Source organism: Dyadobacter luticola (genome assembly GCF_005860805.1).
GTDB classification, from domain to species: Bacteria; Bacteroidota; Bacteroidia; order Cytophagales; family Spirosomataceae; genus Dyadobacter; species Dyadobacter luticola.
Genome location: NZ_VCEJ01000002.1, coordinates 872,833 through 892,534, shown reverse-complemented (window position 1 = coordinate 892,534; position 19,702 = coordinate 872,833). Strand labels below are relative to the sequence as shown.

The following is a 19,702-nucleotide window of genomic DNA, read 5'->3' as shown; positions in this document are numbered from 1 at the left end:
AAGGCTCTATTTCTTCAAAGCCTCTAACTTTTCCCTCGTTTCCGGATGATCTTCGATCGCGAGAGACTTTTCATACTGCGCGATCGCAGCGGCTTTATTCTTTCGTGAAGCGAAAAAATCGCCATAAGAATCGTAAACATTCCAGCTGCCGGGATAATTGATGGCATTCAATTTGAAAAATGCATCCGCCATCACATCATGCTTTTCCTGCATCGCCTGGTAGCCGAGAGAGTTGACCATTTCCTCGGGCGGGAGCACCGGGTAGCCCATTTGCCTGGATATAGTGTTGTAATGCTTCACGATTTTCTGCGGAAATGCAATGCCGTCTTTTTCAAAATCTGAATCGCTGAATTTCAAATTGTAAAAATCAAAAATGAACCGAAGACCGTCGTACTCAGTAATCAGCGGTGCCGAACTGTGCGTGTCCTCAGCATAAAACTTGCTTTTATACCGGAGCCCAATTTGCGGGTTGGCTTTGATGTACTTGTCAAGGTCGACAATAGAGCGAATGTGTCGAGAGAAAGCGCCGGTATCCTTGGCCACATTCGCCAAAGTGATTCCCTCGCTCAGCGTATTGGCAATGCCCATATAAAGCGAAACCCCGTTGTATTTGGTCTCACTGAGTGCCTTCTTCGTCGTTTCCAAAAACTTCGCATGATCAAACCACATGCTCGGCTCAATGCAGATATAAGAATTGAAAAGCCTTGGCCGTGTAATCAGCGCATTCATCACCACCAGTCCACCCAGCGAATGCCCGATCAGCATTTTATAAGGCGCCGTCGGGTATAGCGAATCCATTTGCGGCATCAGCTCTTTTTCGATAAAATCCAGAAACGCATTGCCCCCACCCGTCTGCCGCACAGCCGCACTGTCCATAAACGGTGGATCCACCGAAGCCTGGTTCGGCGTCATATCCCGTCTCCGGTTCCTATTCCGTATCCCCACCACAATCATCTGCGGCACAACCATATTCCCATTCACCGAGCTCAACTGCTGCACCATCCCCACCACCGAATTAAAATGCGACTCACCGTCCAGCAAATAAATGACAGGATACCTCTTCCTGGAATATTGCCCATCACCACCGTCTGGCACATGCACCATTATCTCGCGGGTTTGGTTTAGGATTTTCGATTGAATTGTATCGATATGGCCGATTTGAATGGGCGTTTGGGCGGATGCTAGTGCTGAAATGAAAAGAAGGAATGCAGATAGAAAATATTTCATGGTCTGGCGATGTATCAGTTTCTTATACAAGTAAATTTTTTGTTGAAATACTTTATGTTTTCGTTCAAACCCTTATTTGTCATGCTGAGCGGAGTCGAAGCACGAGCTAGCTCACCAACTTTCTTATCATCAACAAAAGCACCGTTATCTACTTGAAGCACTTTGTTAGCCACCGCATCTGCCCTTCGACTGCGCTCAGGGTGACAAAGTTTGGTTGCCCCTTGGCAAACTTTTAATACCAAAAACCGCCAAACACCAAACTCATGCTTCATCAAAAAACCATCACCGACCTCCTTACCATCCACAAAATCTACCTGGAACCCTCCGTCCCCACCTACGAGCGTGGCCGCGAGATCCTGGCAAAATACCCCAATGCCGAGCGCATTGAAGTGGATTCCCACTGGAAAATTCCCGAACTTTTCGGCTTCGAAGGTTCCGTCGACGACTGGCTTTGGAACAAAAAGAACGTTCTTATCCTCGGCGCCAAGAAAGGCCTCACTTGCCGCCCGAATACCCGCAGCTCGCATTGGGTGGCGCCTTCGCAGTCCAATGGTTGCACCATGTCGTGCTCGTATTGCTACGTGCCGCGGCGGAAAGGTTATGCCAATCCCATTTCCATTTTTGTGAATATTGAGCAGATCATGGGCTACCTCAGCCGCCACGCTGCCAAGCAGGGCGTCAAAGCCGAGCCCGATGCCATCGACCCGGAATATTGGGTGTACGAAATCGGCGAAAATGGCGATTGCTCGGCCGATGCGGCCATTTGTGATAATGTGAAAGACATGATCGACCTCTACAAAACGCTGCCTAATGCCAAGCTCACCTTCGCCACCAAGTTCGTGAACCGTGAAATGCTCAGCTACGATCCGCAGCGCAAAACACGTATCCGGTTCAGCCTCATGCCGCATCAAATGTCCAAACTTGTCGACGTCCGCACCACGCCCATCAGCGAACGCATTGCCGTCATGAACGAATTCCGGGAGGCTGGTTATGAGGTCAATGTAAGTTTCGCGCCGGTGATATATTACGAAGGCTGGCTCGACGACTGGTACGCGCTTTTCGAGGAAATGAACCAGGTCCTCGATGAACAAACCAAAGCCCAGCTCGCCACCGAAATCATCTTCCTCACCCACAACGACCGCCTCCACGAAGTAAACCTAGCCTGGCACCCCAAAGCCGAAGAAGTCCTCTGGCGGCCAGATATTCAGCAGGTTAAATACAGCCAGTCGGGGCAGCGGAATGTGCGGTATAAGAATAATATTAAGAGAGAGATTGTTTCTGAGCTTGTTGAAGCTGTGAAGAAGGAGTTACCTTATTGCCAGATCAGGTATGCTTTCTAACTTGGCAGGACGCCTTGTCATGCTGAGCGGAGTCGAAGCAACGTGCACGATGCTTCTTACATGTTCGCGACATCGTGTATGCCCTTCGACTCCGCTCAGGGTGACAAAGCCAGTAAGTAAGCCCTATTAACCCCTTTGTCATGCTGAGCGGAGTCGAAGCACGAGCTAGCTCACCAACCATGAACAATAACAACACCACCCTCCCAACCAAACCCCACTACCAAACCCTAGACGGCCTACGCGGCATAGCCGCAATAATAGTCCTCTGCTTCCACCTCACCGAGCCCCTAGCAGCAACCCGGCTGGAAAACGTCATAAACCACGGCTACCTAGCCGTCGACTTCTTCTTCCTCCTCTCCGGCTACGTCATCGGCTATGCATACGACGACCGGTGGGACAAACTTACCGTCGGCGCCTTCCTCCGGCGACGGTTCGAGCGGCTGCAACCACTCGTCGTGCTCGGCATGACGCTCGGCGCCATCGGCTTTTATTATACCGACTCCCCCATCTGGCCCCTCATTCACACCGTGCCCCTCTGGAAGCTGCTCGTCGTGATGCTCATCGGGTGGACGCTCCTGCCCGTCCCGCTTTCGATGGATATCCGCGGCTGGTTCGAAATGCACCCGCTCAACAGCGTCGGCTGGTCGCTCTTTTTCGAATACATCGCCAACATTCTCTACGCCCTAGGACTGAGGAAGTTATCCAACCGGGCATTGGCCGTTTTCGTCGCCCTGGCCGGCGCGGTGCTTTTGCATTTCGCCGTCACGAACCCGAACGGAGACGTCACCGGCGGCTGGACATTGAATGCCGAACACATGCGCGTCGGCATCACGCGGACGATATTTCCGTATTTCGCCGGCCTGCTCCTCTCCCGCGTCGCCCGGCCCGTCCGCATCTCGAATGCCTTTCTTTGGTGTAGCTTCCTCGTAGCGGCCGTTTTGCTCATGCCCCGCATCGGCGGCACAGATCGCCTCTGGCTCAATGGTTTGTACGAAGCATTTTGCATCATCATCGTCTTCCCGGCCATCGTCTACCTCGGTGCCGGCGGCGTGGCGCGCAGCCCGGCCGAAGCCAAAATCTGCAAATTCCTCGGCGACCTTTCCTATCCCTTATACATGACACATTACGTGCTCGTCTATTTCTACGTCGCCTGGGTCAGCCGCCACAAAGGCATCACATTATCCGAAGCCTTCCCCGCCGCCCTGCTCACCTTCTCCGGCGCGATCGTGCTGGCGTACATCAGTTTGAAATTTTACGACGAACCCACCAGCGCCTGGCTCCGCAAGAAGCTAAAATAGCGAAGACTAAGAAAGCACCTCGCTGCGCCGCGACCGCCGTTTCCGGACCGGCGCAGGTTCCGGCTCCAGCACCGGATTGAGCGTAATCTCCAATTTATTCCCAAAACACCGCACCGTCACCTCATCCCCACATTCAAAACCGGCATCCAGCAGCCACTTCCCGCAAAGCCTGATCTCCGGCATCACCACATACCGATACCAAGCCCGCGGCACATATTTGCTATAAACTGTCAACTGCCTTTCCAAAGACGAAGAAGAATTTTTTTCGTGTGTCATAGTTTTTCTTTTAAGTTTTTACATTAACTGTTTAGCAAATATAGTAAACTATTTGATGTAATACGCTATATTACGTAAATTTCCATTTTGGAGCTATTGGTTAAGGTTTTAAATAGCATTAGATAGCATGAAATATGCTTCTCATGCCCAAAACACGCATTAATAGATTGAAGATAGTTCTGGCCGAACAAGGAAAAACGAATAGAGACCTAGCCCGAGATTTAGACAAGGCTGAATCGACGGTGTCTCGATGGTGTACTAATGACGCTCAGCCTTCTTTGGAGATGCTTTATGAAATTTCTATTGTATTGAAGGTTGATATAAGGGAGCTGTTAGTAAGTACAAAGGAGTAGTACAGAATACTGCCAACCTAGTATGTTCAATTTTATTATGATTTTATGGCGAATCAAGCACGTATAACTCCATGCGTTTTAAAATGGGCTCGCAAATCTGCGAAAAAGTCCAGAAAGAACGTGGCAACCGAATTGTCAGTATCCGTGGCGAAGATTCATGAGTGGGAAATGGGTACAAGCTTACCGACTATCGGTGAAGCTCAGCTATTAGCAAAGATATATAAGAGGCCTCTTGCAGTGCTTTTCCTACCGAGTATTCCCAAGGGTTTTCGGGTGTTGCAGGATTGTTGAAGAATTAAGTGTATCTAAATCTTAAACTCTCTTCTCACCAAGAATTGCTTCCCTGAAGTTGTCGACAGATAGTGCCTCACCTCTATGCTTTTTTAGAAGTCTGATTTGAAATTCCAAAGCAACTTCGATTTCAAGAACCCCCTGCTCTATACTTGATATACGCTGACTTTTAGAAAGTTCGATAATTTTATGCAAGAAGATATCTAAATAGTTATGAAGGTTTTCAATCAAGATGGATATGAAACTCGGATATTTTCCAGAATGTATTATTTGGCCCCGAGTCCTATATATACGTCGGAGATGCCAATCAATTTTCATTTTATGAGTCTCCAGCAACTTTTCGATATTATCTACGGACTTCAAAGATTCATGAATAGAATAAACTCTATTGCGCAATAATGGAAAATCTGTAAGCTCATTATAAAGTTCTTGTCGCAATGGTTTCGACTGTTCCAAAGATACCAGTGCGGCTATTTTCTCTAACGCCGAATAGTTCGCACCCGCCCCAATCTTTTCTAACATGCTATTTATGAAAGCCTCATTCCAAAGATTTAAATCTTTGTGGAGTTCGCCTAGGATTTTGTGAATATAGTTAAGTTGAAGAAAAGGCACGAGTCTATTGCATATCTGCACGATACGATCCTTATCTGACTCCGCTATTTTCGGCAAGAGTGTTTCTAGTGCTGCCCAAAAGTCCAAAAGTTGATTTTCCAACGCTGTTGTTGAAATGGCTGCGCTATGCAAATCGATACTTCTCGCAAAGCGATGAGTCGATTCAGTATCGAGATGTAAATTTCCTAATGTACTTTCAACTGACCTTGCAGCTTCCATGGCCCCTTGCTCGTACTCACTTCTAAGCACTGATTTAGACAGCTTGTCAATGACGACAACGTAATTATCGGAAGACCGGCTAACGACTGCCTTATCTAGTATTTCCGGTTTGTTTTTATGATGGTAAAAATTAAATATATTGCTAACCTGCGCCAAAACGTTCTCCGCTGAGGCGCGAGCAGAATGGTGATCCAGTGCTTCAATTTTAGAACAAATTATGAAGCACTCGTTTACCTTTAATTCTCTTTTAAAAGCCGCATCGTCTCGCATTTTAGAAAAACAGCTGTAATTTCTTGTTACAACAATATTAAATGCATTCAATGTATCACGGAAATTTTGGAAGATCATCCCACCTTTGAAGACAGCCGTAAACTCGTGCCTCTGAAAGTCGAAAATTTTAAAAAAATCTTCAATATCTGCCTCTGATTTTATTTGCTTTCGCTTTTGCTTATTAAAAAAGAAATTAAAATTCTGATAATATATATAATTTTTGTTGTAGCCATAATTAATTAACTCCGTCACAAAGGACCCTGTCAGCGAACGAATTTTCTCTTTTTTCGATCCTGTTTTTACAAAGTCCGATAAACAAGTAATAATACTTGCTAGATACTTTCTATCATTGAAAGAATTGTATAACAGATCAACAATATTTTCCAGTTCGTAAATTTTTAACTCATTTGGTTTAAGCCGCTCAACGTAATTTTCAAACTTGACTCCAAAGAGAGATTTAGCTGCAACATCTCTATTTAAGCTCCATTTTAACTCCTCTACCACAGACTGTAAACTCTTTTTTGGTATAAATCCTTCCTTTATCTCCTCCAATGTCTCGAAACATTCAATACAAAGAAGACGAGAATTAAGAGCCGAGGGTTTATAGGAATCCAATGTGTAATCAAAAAGCATCTCATCAATCAGCTGAGCAAAAAAAAGTACCCCCTCTAATTTATCGATGTTCTCCCAGTGACTATAATTAGCTTTTCTCATAACACAAAATCAAACGTAATTGACAAGAAACATCACTATTCATCCAAATACATAAAAGATTGCGGGGGATACTGAATATTAAAGTCCTGTTTTAAGCATAAGGGATTTTCATATCTAACTGTTTTAGCAACTTTAATGGCAAATCCAACTTCTCTTTCTTTGAAATACGATTCGAAATAGTCAACAGAGATTCCAGACAACGCACTAGTCTTCTCCCACAAAATCTCCGGTGGATGCGAAAGAATTTGCTCTACTAAAAACTCGCCTATTACCTTTTGTACGGGATAGGAAGCATAGACGACAATTGTTTTAATATTTTTATTTTTATAAATAGCTTTACGAAACTCATATTTCTTCGTGCCCGCAAATATCTTTTCTGCGAACTGCGGCTTAATAGACAATAATACTTTCATTTGTATTGGTTTTTTCAATTATTGATAAAAAATAATCGGTGCTAATCTTTTCAAAGCCACGCGGAACATTATAAATACTAGATATGACTCCGATTTCTAATAACTGTTTTAAATTAATTCTCTTTGGAAACGAATAAGTATATAGAAAGTTCACAATAAATGGTCTACTATTCTCTTTATGGTTCCATTGAGCTCTCAGTTGATCGTCTGTAAAAACACTTCGTTTTCGACATAATCTAACAAAATCGTTTTCGTCGGCGATGTTTGTTACGACCGACTCAACAATCCCTATTGTGCTTATCACACTTGTGTATAACTTCGGATCAGTGTCGCCGGTGCGGTAAAATATAATATTATCTCCAACTTTCAATGACCGATTTCTCCCTCTTGACACATACACTTTGCTGATAGAATTCCTATGTGGCTCATTCTCAACAAAGTCAAGCGGACTTTCAGTCTTTAATATTGAATCTGGAAGCAAATCTGTATGATAAGATCCATAGATAGGGATAATGTAGGTATCTGAGTGCACACTGATATTTGGGTAGGAACGCTTTGGATTTTTTGAATCATAGGCTTTCGAAAAATCTCTTACGTAAACTTTCTCTTCACTTGATCCTGATTTCTTTGCTCCCCAATGATCAAACCCCCACTCTTCCAGTAGTTCTATTAACCTTTTCTGCTCCTGTGTATTTTCAAAAATGGTAACGTAAATCTCGTCAACCTTTTGACTTACAGCATTATCGAATATGATTTTCAAGAAACGTTCACCAAGCTTAAACCCATTTAACGTTACCTTAAACGTTCCAATCTTTAAGCGTCTCTTACGGGGAAACTCTGGCGTTATATCCTTGTAGTTTTCGCCTTTTTCTTCCGCTTTAAGAAAAAGAAAGGCCATGACCTGATCTTCCTCATAACATATATAAGCGATCTCATCAGACTTTTTCCCAAACCATTTATCAAAACCATCATAATCTCTTCTGAATGAATCAAAAAAATGATCATTTACGTCAATATTGCCGAAATATTCCTTTTTGACGGCCAGCACTTTATAATTTACTAAATCAGGATTTTCACTGTTCATTTTTTCGAGGTATCGTTCGATAGTAAATATTTTGTTTGCAATTTCTTCTCCCAGCTTTTTACCCTTCTTATGGATATTTTTGTCCTCAGTGATCAAAATATCCACGCGGTCAGCTAATAGCTCATTGAGCAATTTTGAATCATTGACATCATTTTCTGTTTTATCTGACTGACTAATAATCTCTTGAATTCTCGAATCCAGGGGCGCGAGAGTTTTTAACAAATAATAATTGTCAAGCTTCACAGACATCGTTTTGACAACATTTGCATCTTTATGGGTCTGAATTTCTTGAACTGTTATTGGGTGAATTGACTTTCGATGACCAAGCTTGTCAAACCAACCGAATAACTTTCCTATTCCCGGGTTGACTATCTTACTTGTTTCTCGATGAATAACAATATTGGTGTCTAATAAAACTCTCATTGAATGTATGTTAGAAGGATTTCGTGAATGTCAGATTTACTATCCGCAGGAAGGATATGGATTGGTATGTCTAGCTTGGCTGACAATATTTTAGCATACTCAATTTCCTCTTGCTGCATTTCAGCCAGATGGGAATCAATATACTGCCGATTATCTCGCTGTTTGAGCCTGGTCGCTATTACTTTGGGATCATTCACTACGACAAGGAAAGCAGCAGGGTTCATTTGAACGAAGGTAGACTCGGGTATTCTTGTAACTGTGCCACTGGCGTCAAAAAGACAAAAATGCCCGTCGAGAATGTAGGTCTTATTCTCTTCAATAATATTTTTCAGTCCTTCCACAAGTCTATCCTGCGTAAAACTTACGTTCTCGACATTTTTGTTTTCTATACTGGTTGAGATTTCCTTCCAGCGGAGAACTTCGCTAGCAGAGAGGTATTCTATTCCAAGGATTTGAGCTTCCGGAATACATAATGTACTTTTCCCGACACCATGAATCCCGCCAACAAAGATGATATTTTTGAACATTGCAGAGGGTTTTCTGCCATCAAGTCATATCTTCTAACCTTTTACTTAAAACATCAAATCCATTTATTATTCGGTAAGATTTCGGAAATATTCGGTTAGACACTTAGTTCGAGAATTACGTGCTCACTATCCAATCCAAATTGTCCTCCGTAAAGAATATGTTCAATTTTCCTTTCCAATTCCCTACCCAGATAGGAATTTTCAGCTAAATCGTACTCTCGAAGTACTATCCTATCCCCAATCTGAAAGTTTCTGTCATTCAGCCTAATTTCGTAGTTTTTCAGTCCGGAAGCGCTTCTATTAAAGTGTTCAGGAAGACATTTCAGGTAATGGGTCGTCATAGTTGCTGTTGGTATTGGTAGAATAATAGACCACAAAGCTACTACTCTCAGAGACACGAATGGCAAAAAATTGTCGGTCATCAGCAGACACCAAAGATGCATTTTTTACTTTCGATTTAGCTACTGAACTTGTATCCAAATTGCACTATTCCACCAAACATCTACAAGATCAGAAGAACTTTCGCCTGTGTGGGAATTTTCTTAAACTATTGAAATACAAGATGCGTTTATGGTTTTGAGCGGCACGAAATGCTGGCTTGAAACTTTAAACATCTCCGTTCATTTTATCATTTTTACAATAAGCAGATTAAGCGAACACCAGAACGGAGACAAAACACAGAGATCATGAAAAAATTGCAAAATTCCCTCAGACAGAACAAGCAGAAAGCGCAAGGAAACGAATTTTCGAAAAACCGTTACTCGGTACTATATACGCTGAAAGGGCAGTACCAGCACGTGGGCTGCTCGTCGCAGGAAGAGGCGCAGCACGTCCTGGGCACGCTTCAGACCGACGGCCACCGCATCCCCATCGGCATTTACGATTCCCAAACCGACACTTTCGAGTGGGAAATCATCGGCCAATACTTTCACAGCCAAAACCTCATGAGCGATCCCGAGGGACGTTTGGAAGAAGTGCTCACCGTTTCACGGGCATTAAGAAGGCGGGATGGCAGCTGGCAACCCGGGGTGCTGGGGAGAGCGAGCTTTTTTGCTTAAAATGAGAAGGTCGCCGAGCAATCCCGGCGACCTTCTTAATTCAATTGAAGTAGTATTTTGAGTTTTAAGTCCAGTTCGGTCAAATCCGAGTTGGACATTCTCCCGAGAAGGCCCTTCGTATGTCACTTAATTGTCTACTACTTTCAGATCCGTGACAGCGTAAAGCTCTTCTTCGTCATTCAGAAATTCAAATGACGCACTTTCTGCGACCATCTTTTCGATTTCCTCAGTAAGCCGGTTTTCTTCATAGCGTTTCCTGACAAAATCTACAAAATCTGATATCTCCTCAGCTTTGTCTTGCGGAAGCTGGTTAATTGCTTCAACGGTACGTTCTATGATTGCTTGAATTTTCATGATTGATAGTTTGTGTGTTCGAATATCCATATTTTTAGTCAACTCAGCTCGTATCTCTTGATTTTGCAAACTTAGTTGCTTGCTGATGACATCAACAACGTCCGAGAAAGACAGGCCTTCGCCTTTCAGGCCCAGGTTATTGTACTCGTTCTCGAGATGGTGATTTTTAGTGTGTGCATAAAGGTAGTACCGTTCCAAATGACGGATCAAAAATCACCTCATACTGCCGTACAATATTAGCGTGAAAGCTTGATGGAAGCCTGGACCAATCGTGCAGTTCAACCAAGATCGGGATGTTGCTTTCTCGAATCCTTTCTTTCAAATCAGCCAGTGTATCCCAAGGCAGCGGTTTAAGGTCTTCTGAGCGTATCACAAGGTCAAGGTCGCTTCCATTGTGCGCAGTACCATTGACACGACTTCCATACGCCCAAACCTCGACAGGCGCATCAGCTGACGTGAAAATTTCCTGTAATGTTTGTCTGTCCTTTTCTCTCAAAAGCATGTCTACGAAACGTTATGTTGACGGATTATTCTGGCGAGTGCATTTGCGTCTTCAATAAACTCCGGCAATAGTCTTAATGTTTCCTCAGCAAAATTCACGCCGTAATCGTGCGCAGTGTTATTCCTGTTGTCTCTGTACAAAAGCCAGCGTTCGCAACTTTCATCCGTAATCACGCTTCTCAAAACAGCGTGCCGAAATATGTCTTTAAAATACAACTGGTCGACAGCCTGCGACGAATGAAAGTATGGCTTCAAAACTTTCCGCAGCAGCTTTCCGCTTTGTTCCAAAATAATTTCGAATTCCTTGACGCTGGCAGATCGATACATATCGTAGTCGATACTTTCCACGTCCGATTTCAGCAATAATTCATACGCTTTTTCGAGCGTGCTGATGCACCTTTCATAGTATGTGGTATCTACATTCATGGCAAATGTTTTTACCAAAATAAATGATTTTAGGTAAAATGCTGATATGTGCTCCTAAAATCGTCCTTAAAAGCGATCCTTCAAACTAAACCAACACCGCCCCGCCGTCCGCCACCAAAACCTGCCCCGTCCCAAAGGTTTGCTCCATCAAATAAACATAAGCCTGCGCAACTTCATCGGCCTGCCCGACATGCTTCACCGGCAGCGCCTCGGCAGTGGTGGCGTAAAATGTGTCACGGTCAGCGGCTGGCATGTTGCTCCAAAGATCCGTCTCGACTACGCCTGGCGAGACAATGTTAACGCGGATTGGTGCGAGTTCCAGGGCTAGCGCGCGGGTGAAGCCTTCCATGGCAGCGCAAATGCTCGCGCCCAGCGACCAGCCTGCATTGGGGCGCTGGCTTACGATGCCGCTCGTGAAGGTGATCGAGCCACCAAGATTGATGTGTTCTTGCGCATGTTTGGCAGCGGTAAATGCGCCCCAGTAGCGGATGTTCCAAAATTTTCGGGCATCAGTCAGTGCGGTATCGCGGACGTTGCTGAATATCAGGTTTTCCCCCGCGGTGTAAACGAGGTGATCGAAGGCGCCGATTTTTTCGAAAAGCTCGTGAATTTGCTCTTCGTCAGTCACGTCAAGCGCGTGTCCTGCGCTGTTTTGCGGCAATTTTTCAAGCGCGTTATTGACCCGCTCCTGATTACTGGAAACAATCACAACCTGTGCATTTTTGCTGGCAACCGCCTGCGCCACCGCGAAACCAATACCCGCACTTCCACCGATGATAACTACTTTTTTACGCTCTAAAAGCGCTGATTTTGAATCCATTGTTCCTGAATTTTGAATTAAATAAATAACGGGAACAAAATTAAAATGCGGCTTTTCGGAAGTATTTAACAATTGTTAAAAAAGCGTTTCAACGCACATTACGACGGATGCGGCTGAGCGATTGTTGGGCGATACCAAGATAGGAGGCGACGTCCCCCAGCGGCACGCGCAGTGCGATTTCGGGCTGGCGGGCTAGGAAAGTTTCGTAGCGTGAAGCAGCATTCTCGCCCATGTAGGCATTGCGCACGGCGATTTTCGCAAGCAATGCGCGGCGGGTAATGTTTTGAATCAATTCTTTGAGGTAAGGCAGTTGTTGATACAGTCTTAGCAACTTCTGCTTCTGCAACACCACCAGCTCACAATCTATGGCAGCAACAATGCTTTCCTGCGCCGCGACACCATTTTCAAAACTATCCAGAATGGTGCAAAACTGGTTTTCTTTCAGGAAAAACTGGGTTACCGCATTTCCCTTTTCATTGTTCGTCACAATTTTAAGAATGCCCTCGCAGATGAAGAACATTTCCTGGGCCGTGGCTCCTTCGCGGAGAAGAATGGTTTTGGCTTCGACCGTACGGGTTGAGAGGTGATTCGCGATGATTTGCAGGTCGGATTTGGGGATTGGGTAGTGTGATTGGAGGAAGGTTAGGAAAGTGATCGGCATTTGGGCTATCATTTTTTCATTGACCTAAAAATGCAAAACCACCAGCGTCACAATTGCCGGCAGTGCCTGTACCCAGAAAATCTTCCGGCTAGCCGTAAACGCCCCATAAATGCCAGCCACTATAATGCACGTCAAAAAGAAAATAGCGACGTGGAATCGCCAATGATGCTCCTCGATAAAAAATGTCCAGATCAGACCGGCGGCGAGAAAACCGTTGTACAAACCCTGGTTCGCGGCCAGCGTTTTGGTAGGCTTGAAAAGCTCGGGCGCCAGGCTGCCTTTAAATGTTTCTTTGCCTTTCGTTTCCCAGGCGAACATTTCAATGTAGAGAATGTAGATGTGTTCGAGGGCGATGAGACCGATGAGGATTTTGCCGAGGAGTTCCATTTCGTTTCGGTTTAGTTGCTGGAAGTTATAAAAAAGCCGGATCAAGGAGAACTTGTCCGGCTTTTGATTTTTAGATATACTTTTTAAAACTACTTTAACCCCCTCCCGGTAGCCGCCCAGTAAATTCCTCCGTACAAGTGATCCAGGTACGATTGGTCTGAGTAAACCAGGCCGATATGTCCTAATCCGGTATAAAATGCCCGGCCACCATCGTAATTGTGGTACCACGACATCGGGTGTTCTGCTCCCATGCCTGTGCCTTGGTTGGTTTTTGGGTCGTAGGTTTTTTCGTCCAGGGTGATCAGGATTTTCAGATCGTCGGCATTGTATGGTTTTTTGTATTCGTACCATTCGTCTGTCCAGAGGAGACGTTTTGGAAAACGTTCCAGACCGGGGAAATTGCTGTCTTTTACGTCAAGAAATGCTGTTTGCTGTGCCGGGTGGGTTTTGAAATACATGCCTACCAACTTGCCGTACCACGCCCAATCGTACTCGGTATCCGCCGCGGAGTGGATGCCTACCCAGCCTTTTCCGCTTTTAATGTATTTTTCAAATGCAGCCTGTTGCTCGGGGTTGAGAATGTCGCCGGTTGTATTTAAGAAAATGATTACCTGATAGTTAGCCAGACTTTTTTCATTAAAAACATCCGCATTTTCCTGCCAGTCTACCGAAAAATTGTGACGTGAAGCCAGATTGCGGATGCCGGTAACACCTTCGTGGATCGATACATGGTGGAAGCCTGCAGTTTTGGTAAAAAGCAAAGCCTTGAACTGCTGTGCATTGGAAGTAGCTGCGCACGCGACAAAAAGAGCGAGAGCCAGTAATTTTTTAAACATAATGTTTTGGGTTCTGTTTGAATGGGATGTTTTTGATTAATACAAAAACCAAAACTGTTCAGAATATACTTTTCAAACAACATTCGAAAGGTTCTGCGCCGGGTAATTACATGATGCGCCGGTAACAGCTAGGAAAGAAAATCAGCAATCTTTACGATTTTCGTCCCTTCAAATTGCCTTAATTCCAATAGATCATTATCCCCTGTTAATAGATAATCTGCGGAGCTGTCGGCTGCCAGGGACAATAGGAAATTATCTTTTGCATCCCGACAAATATCGATCTGGCTTGTAACCCGGACAAATTTAGCATACTCATCTATTGTTTCAAGAACGCTCTCAATATCCGATTGCGAAAAGTATTTCCTGAATTTTGGTCTTTTGACCACTGACAGGAATTCTTCCAGTAACTCGCTACTGAAAATTAAAATGCAGTTTCCAGAAAAGAGAATATCGTCCAGTCTGGAATAATCATTTCTAATCAGAAAACTAATCCAAAGGTTGGTATCAATAATAATGCGGAGCGGTTTTTCAGGCATATCGTTTAGCTCTTACCAACTCAACTTCTGAAGTAATTTCTTCTAACGTTGGTGCTGAGCTTGCCTTTGAACGCAATTTTTGCAGAACATCCCGAAAACCATTTGATGGAATATCCTGAATTTCAATGAGCTTCATATCCGCCAGGTCTTTAAGAAGACGGGCGGCTTTGGGATTAATGATATTGACTCGCATTGTGTTCATAAACCAAATATAAAAAATTATCCCTCTAAAACCGCTTCCACAATCCCCCTTTTCATATCCTTAAAAGCCCAGGCCGCCATCGCGCTGATCACCGTCTCCAGCTCTTTTCCTGCTTCCGTCAAAGTATAAGTAACATAGGGCGGCACGACGGGTTTGGCATTGCGGATCAGCAAATTATCGGCTTCAAGTTGTTTCAAATGCTGGATCAGCATTTTTTCGGAAATATGCGGCATGGCCTTTTTGATCTCGGAATAACGTTTTTCGCCGCTCAGCAAATGATACAGAATGATCGGTTTCCAGTGTCCGCCAATCTTTTGCATCACATAAGTGACCGGACATTCCTGCAAAACAATTTCGCGGTTGGCATTATAAGTCGAACTTTCTTTGATCTTCGTCATGATACATACTTTGGGGTAAGTACTTGTCTAAAAGTAAGTACAAATATAGCTTTGTCCCATCAAAAAACAAACAACGTATCATGAAATACATCATCACAGGTTCATTGGGCAACATCAGCTTGCCAGTAACAAAAAACTTAATCGCAGCCGGTCACAACGTCACTGTCATCAGCAGCAACCCGGATAAAAAATCAGAAATCGAAGCATTGGGCGCACATGCTGCCATCGGTTCCGCGACAGATTCAGATTTCGTAAACAATACATTCAAAAACGCAGAGGTAGCCTACCTGATGATCCCAAGCAGCTTTGCGCTGACGGATTACGAGAATTTCCAGCTCGAAGTTGCCGACGTCTATATTGAAGCTTTGAAAGACAGCAATATTCAGCATGTAGTCCTTTTGAGCAGCCTGGGCGCACATTTGCGTGAAGGCGCAGGACCGATCGACGCGCTGGGATACCTGGAAGAAAAGCTACTGGCCTTCCCCGATTTGAATGTTAAATTCCTCCGTCCGTCCTATTTCTTCTCAAACCTTTTCGCATTCGGTCCGATGATCCTGCAAGCAGGGATTGCAGGTAGCAACTTCGGCGACACCGACGAAAAGCTGGTTTTGACCCACACCGACCACATTGCAGAAGTCGCAACCCAAACCTTGCTGGATCTTTTCACAGGAAAATCGGTCACCAACATTGCCAACGATGAGCGTCACCCGACCGAGATCGCTGCTATTTTGGGAAAAGCCCTCGGCAAAGAAAATACACCATGGATTCCATTTTCAGACGAACAAGCGCATGAAGGCTTGCTGGGAGCCGGCCTGAACGAAAGTTTCGCTTCTCTCTACACGGAAATGGGACAAGCTTTGCGCAATGGTAAAATGCAGGAAGAATATTGGAAAAATCGCCCTGCAACGTTGGGAAGCTATAAATTGGAAGATTTTGCAAAGGACTTTACGGGAGCATTTGCGCACGCTTAATATCGATTTTTAAACAAAGAAATACCCGGCAGATCAGCTCTACCGGGTATTTCTTTGTTTGCAAATACCTTATTTACCCATTTTCAACCGCGTTTGCGCGCCGCCCGCGGTGTCTTTTAACTCCACTTTCAGGCCCTGCTGCTTCAATGCGTCCCTATCAATCAGCAACGTGATCGTATGCATGCCCTGCGTGAGATCAGCGGTAATGTTGCCGTCGGAAATTTTCAATGGTTTTGAATCTGCCGAAGCAGTAATGCCATCAGCGGCGTTTAATGCTAAAATTACATTGCCTTTGGTCAAAACTTCAATGTCAAAACGGACTACACTTAGCTGCTTTCCGCCTGCGCCAGCAACTTCCGGCAGATCTCCAATCGGGAGTTCGCCCGAAACTTTGCTGTAAACTGATGTCCACACTATCTTCGCGTTTTTAGCCACTTTTCCAGTCACCGCAGCCGCATTTGTGGTTGTTTCCCAGCGTCTTACCAATCTGATATTCGGCACTCGGAATGCACCCGGCTCGCCCAATTTTGAAAGATAACCTACCAGGTTAATGAATTCCGTTTGGTCCAGACTGGCCGTCAGCCCCGGAGGCATCAGCGAGCCCGGGACTTTTTCCATCACCTGCACCTGGCTCTTGGCAATTGAAACTTCTTTGCCTGTCACGTCGCGGATCACGATCTCGTTTGCGCCGTCGGAAGCCAGGTAGCCCATCATGTCCGAGCCGTCCTTTTTCACCACTCTTTTCAGATCATAACCTTCTTTGATCGAAGCACTTGGGGACAAAATCGAGCGGATAATATTTTCAGCCGGCGAGCTGGTACCCAAACTGCTCAGGTCAGGCCCGATCAGACCACCGGCCCCTCCTATCGCATGGCAGGTCGTACAGCTTGATTCCACCCGGCGGAAAATTTGCTCTCCTTTTACCGGATCACCATTTTCGCGCACCAGTTTCGCCAGACCTTCAATCTGCTGATCATTCAAATCCTGCGGCATTTTTTGCGCAGGTAATCCGCCGCCCGATGCTTCCAGGGAATTGTTCAAAACTTTCATTTCGTCTATGGCCTGTCGTGTCCAGCCCGCGCGCTGGCGAACAAGCTGACGTCCTTTTTTAGCAGCGGCTTCCGGAATTTTCTTAGCCGCAATCGCCTCGCCCAGCGCCTGCGCGCCCGGATTTGTGGCAATAAATGCGACGAACAAATCCGTCAGATCTGTATCGGCAGGCAATGTGCGCATCAGCTCAGTGGCTACGGGCGCGGCTGCTTTCGGATCGACCACAGCTAATTGAGAAGCCGCAATGACGCGTACCTCCGGCGTATTTTTTGGCCCCGTCAGATCCTTCATGAGCTGCTGCGCCTTGGCTTTATCAATCGTCGCGAGCGCACCTAATGCTGCCTTCTTGGTATCCGGAGAGCCTTTTTGGATCAGTTCCGTCAACTTTCCATTCAATGATTCTATTTTCCAAAGTCCCGCCAGACGTATCGCCGCCTGGCTCACCGCGTCATCGTCGCTATCAATCAATGTTGCAATGCGCTCAGCGCCTTTGTCCGGCTTTATATTCCGCTGACGGCCAGCATCTTCCAGGGCCGCCAGTTGCGACGCTGTGTTTTTACCTTTTTCCGAAGCAAGGTCGAGCAACATGCTCAAATCAGCCGGTTTACCCGTCGCGGCGAGATTGGAAAGTACATCTTTCTGGTATTCGTCGGGCACCTGGCCTTTTTGGTAAAGCTGCACCAGCAAAGCCGCCGCATCCGGGTTCACAGCCGATTTCAGCGCATAAGCAGATTTCTTTGCATCACCCAAAAACCCGGCATCAGTCTTCAATTTGGCTAACCAAACCGGCTCCAATTCCCGCACCGTTTGCCACAATGCAAAATCCAGAAATTCATCCATCTGAAAATCCAGAACAGACAAAGCAGCTTTTGCCGCTTCGGCTGTTTTGGTTTTCCGCAAAGCAATCACCGCTTCCAGGCGCACCTGCGCGTGCTCATCTTTCACTGCTTTTGCCAAAAGTGCAGGCACATTCTTCAACTTCGGATACCACAATTCCAGCGCACGCAATGCTGCCGCACGTGCATTGTGGCTTTTTGCATTCAGCAATTCCAGTAAAATCGGCTCGTTTATGGTTTCCAAAGTCTGGTAAAGCCAAAGGCCTTCCAGCAGGTTATGCTCGTAGTTCGCATCATTTTTGTCCAGCGCAGCCACCCATTTTTGCAAAGCGGGAACCACATCTTTTGCGCCTTTCGCCTTTAATGTTTGCTTTGCCTGCAGGCGCGTCCATTCTTCCGGCACTTTCAGGTAGTCTAAAAGCTCGGGAATGCTGGCAGTGGTCAATTTTGGTTTTGGCACCAAAGGACGATTTTTCGCCACCACACGCCAGATACGTCCATGCTGCTGATCGCGGCGGGGATCGTAGAAATCCACTTCTCCGTGCTGAATGATCGGATTATACCAGTCGGCTACGTAAATCGCGCCATCGGGACCCACATTGATATCCACAGGTCGGAAAGCCACGTCGTCGGTCCACATTAAATCGTCGGCTTGCTTTGAAGCGTAACCTGCGCCTTGTTCTTCCAACCTGAAACTATTGATCCGGTTGGCGCGGAAATCATTGGTGATCATTCTACCCTGCCATGCGTCGGGCAAATGTTTACCCGAGACCACGTCGATCCCGCTATGTTTCGGCTGGCCGGGATTCAGGCCGCGCATAATGCGGGCAGCATTGGGCGCCGTTACGAATGTTGCACCCGGGAAACCGTAGTTAATACCTTCACCCCCAGCACCATCGGTCAAAAACGATTGTCCCCATTTATCAAACTGGATACCCCACGGATTCACCAATCCTCGCAGATAAACTTCCATATCCAGGTTCCGGGTGTTCAAAGCCCAGGTACCGCCACCTTCCAGACGTTTTATTCCGAAAGGCGTTTCTACGTGGCTATAAATGTAGATCGACTGGTTGAAATACATCCGACCCTCCGGCCCCCAGCGGAAAGTATGGATCAAGTGGTGCGTATCGCCCGTACCGAAACCATTCAGAATGCGGCGTTTTTTGTCGGCTTTCCCATCGCCATCGGTATCAGCAAAGTGCAGGATCTCCGTCGAGTTAGCCACATAAACCCCGCCGTCACCAGGCAGGATACCGGTCGGTTGGAACAAACCTTCGGCGAAAATGGTAGACTTATCCGCTTTCCCGTCGCCGTCGGTATCTTCTAAAACAAAAATCTTATCATTAGCCGATTCCCCGGTTTTCAAATGCGGGTAAACCGTGCTGCTCACCACCCAAAGCCGCCCCTCGGCATCCCAGTTCATCTGGATCGGCTTAGCCACCATCGGGTCTGAGGCAAAAAGTGTCACTTCAAAACCGTCGGCCACCTTAAATGACGCCAGCTCCTTTTGCGGATCCGGGTCCTGGTTTTCCTTGGTGGTATCGGTTTTGGTAGAAGAGGTCGTAAGGAGTACCGCCGCAAAAAGCGTCGCCCCGTATAGTAATTTTGATGCTTTCATG

Annotated in this window: 24 protein-coding genes; 6 read left to right on the top strand and 18 right to left on the bottom strand. The window is 45.8% G+C overall.

Annotated elements, in window-relative coordinates:
- Nucleotides 1-6: 6 nt before the first annotated feature.
- Nucleotides 7-1,227 carry an alpha/beta hydrolase gene (locus FEN17_RS03790; protein ID WP_138363962.1) on the bottom strand — a complete coding sequence of 407 codons (1,221 nt, stop codon included), beginning with the start codon at nt 1,225-1,227 and terminating at the stop codon, nt 7-9.
- Nucleotides 1,228-1,490: 263 nt separating this feature from the next.
- On the opposite strand from FEN17_RS03790, the gene FEN17_RS03785 reads away from it, so the two are divergent.
- Together FEN17_RS03785 and FEN17_RS03780 are read left to right on the top strand one after the other, a co-directional pair.
- Nucleotides 1,491-2,567, top strand: coding sequence for a spore photoproduct lyase family protein (locus FEN17_RS03785; RefSeq protein ID WP_138363961.1), 1,077 nt, complete (start codon nt 1,491-1,493; stop codon nt 2,565-2,567).
- A 179-nt stretch (nt 2,568-2,746) separates the two neighbouring features.
- On the top strand, nt 2,747-3,865 hold the full coding sequence (locus FEN17_RS03780; protein WP_138363960.1) for an acyltransferase family protein: 1,119 nt from the start codon (nt 2,747-2,749) through the stop codon (nt 3,863-3,865).
- Nucleotides 3,866-3,871: 6 nt separating this feature from the next.
- On the opposite strand, the gene FEN17_RS03775 is transcribed toward FEN17_RS03780, so the two are convergent.
- Nucleotides 3,872-4,141, bottom strand: coding sequence for a SymE family type I addiction module toxin (locus tag FEN17_RS03775; RefSeq protein ID WP_138363959.1), 270 nt, complete (start codon nt 4,139-4,141; stop codon nt 3,872-3,874).
- A 134-nt stretch (nt 4,142-4,275) separates the two neighbouring features.
- On the opposite strand from FEN17_RS03775, the gene FEN17_RS03770 reads away from it, so the two are divergent.
- Nucleotides 4,276-4,494: a helix-turn-helix transcriptional regulator gene (locus FEN17_RS03770; protein WP_310589747.1), complete on the top strand. Its 219-nt coding sequence runs from the start codon at nt 4,276-4,278 to the stop codon at nt 4,492-4,494.
- 45 nt (nt 4,495-4,539) lie between these two features.
- Nucleotides 4,540-4,785 (top strand): helix-turn-helix transcriptional regulator, encoded by a 246-nt coding sequence (locus FEN17_RS27950; RefSeq protein WP_138363957.1) that lies wholly within the window; start codon nt 4,540-4,542, stop codon nt 4,783-4,785.
- Nucleotides 4,786-4,806: 21 nt separating this feature from the next.
- On the opposite strand, the gene FEN17_RS03760 is transcribed toward FEN17_RS27950, so the two are convergent.
- The 5 genes from FEN17_RS03760 to FEN17_RS27945 all read right to left on the bottom strand — a co-directional run bounded on the left by FEN17_RS03760 (nt 4,807) and on the right by FEN17_RS27945 (nt 9,388).
- On the bottom strand, nt 4,807-6,600 hold the full coding sequence (locus tag FEN17_RS03760; RefSeq protein ID WP_138363956.1) for a hypothetical protein: 1,794 nt from the start codon (nt 6,598-6,600) through the stop codon (nt 4,807-4,809).
- Between the two features lie 35 nt (nt 6,601-6,635).
- Nucleotides 6,636-7,013, bottom strand: coding sequence for an ASCH domain-containing protein (locus tag FEN17_RS03755; protein ID WP_138363955.1), 378 nt, complete (start codon nt 7,011-7,013; stop codon nt 6,636-6,638).
- On the bottom strand, nt 6,991-8,520 hold the full coding sequence (locus FEN17_RS03750) for a PIN domain-containing protein (RefSeq protein WP_138363954.1): 1,530 nt from the start codon (nt 8,518-8,520) through the stop codon (nt 6,991-6,993). Before FEN17_RS03750 ends, FEN17_RS03755 begins: the two co-directional genes overlap by 23 nt.
- Nucleotides 8,517-9,047 carry an ATP-binding protein gene (locus FEN17_RS03745; protein WP_138363953.1) on the bottom strand — a complete coding sequence of 177 codons (531 nt, stop codon included), beginning with the start codon at nt 9,045-9,047 and terminating at the stop codon, nt 8,517-8,519. Before FEN17_RS03745 ends, FEN17_RS03750 begins: the two co-directional genes overlap by 4 nt.
- Before the next feature lie 95 nt (nt 9,048-9,142).
- Nucleotides 9,143-9,388, bottom strand: a complete 246-nt coding sequence (locus FEN17_RS27945; RefSeq protein ID WP_171037833.1) for a DUF3850 domain-containing protein — start codon at nt 9,386-9,388, stop codon at nt 9,143-9,145.
- A 345-nt stretch (nt 9,389-9,733) separates the two neighbouring features.
- Here FEN17_RS27945 and FEN17_RS03735 point away from each other — a divergent pair, with 345 nt between their 5' ends.
- Nucleotides 9,734-10,105, top strand: coding sequence for a hypothetical protein (locus FEN17_RS03735; RefSeq protein WP_138363951.1), 372 nt, complete (start codon nt 9,734-9,736; stop codon nt 10,103-10,105).
- Nucleotides 10,106-10,231: 126 nt separating this feature from the next.
- On the opposite strand, the gene FEN17_RS03730 is transcribed toward FEN17_RS03735, so the two are convergent.
- The 10 genes from FEN17_RS03730 to FEN17_RS03685 all read right to left on the bottom strand — a co-directional run bounded on the left by FEN17_RS03730 (nt 10,232) and on the right by FEN17_RS03685 (nt 15,226).
- Complete coding sequence (locus tag FEN17_RS03730) at nt 10,232-10,459, bottom strand: hypothetical protein (RefSeq protein ID WP_138363950.1); 228 nt, start codon at nt 10,457-10,459, stop codon at nt 10,232-10,234.
- Between the two features lie 166 nt (nt 10,460-10,625).
- Nucleotides 10,626-10,961, bottom strand: a complete 336-nt coding sequence (locus tag FEN17_RS03725) for a nucleotidyltransferase family protein (protein WP_138363949.1) — start codon at nt 10,959-10,961, stop codon at nt 10,626-10,628.
- A 2-nt stretch (nt 10,962-10,963) separates the two neighbouring features.
- Nucleotides 10,964-11,386 (bottom strand): nucleotidyltransferase substrate binding protein, encoded by a 423-nt coding sequence (locus FEN17_RS03720; protein WP_138363948.1) that lies wholly within the window; start codon nt 11,384-11,386, stop codon nt 10,964-10,966.
- Nucleotides 11,387-11,471: 85 nt separating this feature from the next.
- Nucleotides 11,472-12,206 (bottom strand): SDR family oxidoreductase, encoded by a 735-nt coding sequence (locus tag FEN17_RS03715; protein ID WP_138363947.1) that lies wholly within the window; start codon nt 12,204-12,206, stop codon nt 11,472-11,474.
- 88 nt (nt 12,207-12,294) lie between these two features.
- A complete protein-coding gene (locus tag FEN17_RS03710) occupies nt 12,295-12,879 on the bottom strand; it encodes a Crp/Fnr family transcriptional regulator (RefSeq protein WP_138363946.1) in 585 nt (194 codons plus the stop codon).
- A 12-nt stretch (nt 12,880-12,891) separates the two neighbouring features.
- Entirely contained in the window at nt 12,892-13,254 is a 363-nt protein-coding gene (locus FEN17_RS03705; RefSeq protein WP_138363945.1) for a DUF1304 domain-containing protein, read from the bottom strand.
- An 89-nt stretch (nt 13,255-13,343) separates the two neighbouring features.
- A complete protein-coding gene (locus FEN17_RS03700) occupies nt 13,344-14,090 on the bottom strand; it encodes a ThuA domain-containing protein (RefSeq protein ID WP_138363944.1) in 747 nt (248 codons plus the stop codon).
- 128 nt (nt 14,091-14,218) lie between these two features.
- Nucleotides 14,219-14,626: a putative toxin-antitoxin system toxin component, PIN family gene (locus FEN17_RS03695; protein WP_138363943.1), complete on the bottom strand. Its 408-nt coding sequence runs from the start codon at nt 14,624-14,626 to the stop codon at nt 14,219-14,221.
- Nucleotides 14,619-14,819 (bottom strand): hypothetical protein, encoded by a 201-nt coding sequence (locus FEN17_RS03690; protein ID WP_229208678.1) that lies wholly within the window; start codon nt 14,817-14,819, stop codon nt 14,619-14,621. Before FEN17_RS03690 ends, FEN17_RS03695 begins: the two co-directional genes overlap by 8 nt.
- 26 nt (nt 14,820-14,845) lie before the next feature.
- Nucleotides 14,846-15,226, bottom strand: coding sequence for a winged helix-turn-helix transcriptional regulator (locus FEN17_RS03685; protein WP_138363941.1), 381 nt, complete (start codon nt 15,224-15,226; stop codon nt 14,846-14,848).
- Nucleotides 15,227-15,306: 80 nt separating this feature from the next.
- Here FEN17_RS03685 and FEN17_RS03680 point away from each other — a divergent pair, with 80 nt between their 5' ends.
- Nucleotides 15,307-16,197: an NAD(P)H-binding protein gene (locus tag FEN17_RS03680; RefSeq protein ID WP_138363940.1), complete on the top strand. Its 891-nt coding sequence runs from the start codon at nt 15,307-15,309 to the stop codon at nt 16,195-16,197.
- Between the two features lie 69 nt (nt 16,198-16,266).
- Here the strand turns inward: FEN17_RS03680 and FEN17_RS03675 are convergent, their stop codons facing one another.
- Nucleotides 16,267-19,701, bottom strand: coding sequence for a PVC-type heme-binding CxxCH protein (locus FEN17_RS03675; RefSeq protein WP_138363939.1), 3,435 nt, complete (start codon nt 19,699-19,701; stop codon nt 16,267-16,269).
- Nucleotide 19,702: the final 1 nt, after the last annotated feature.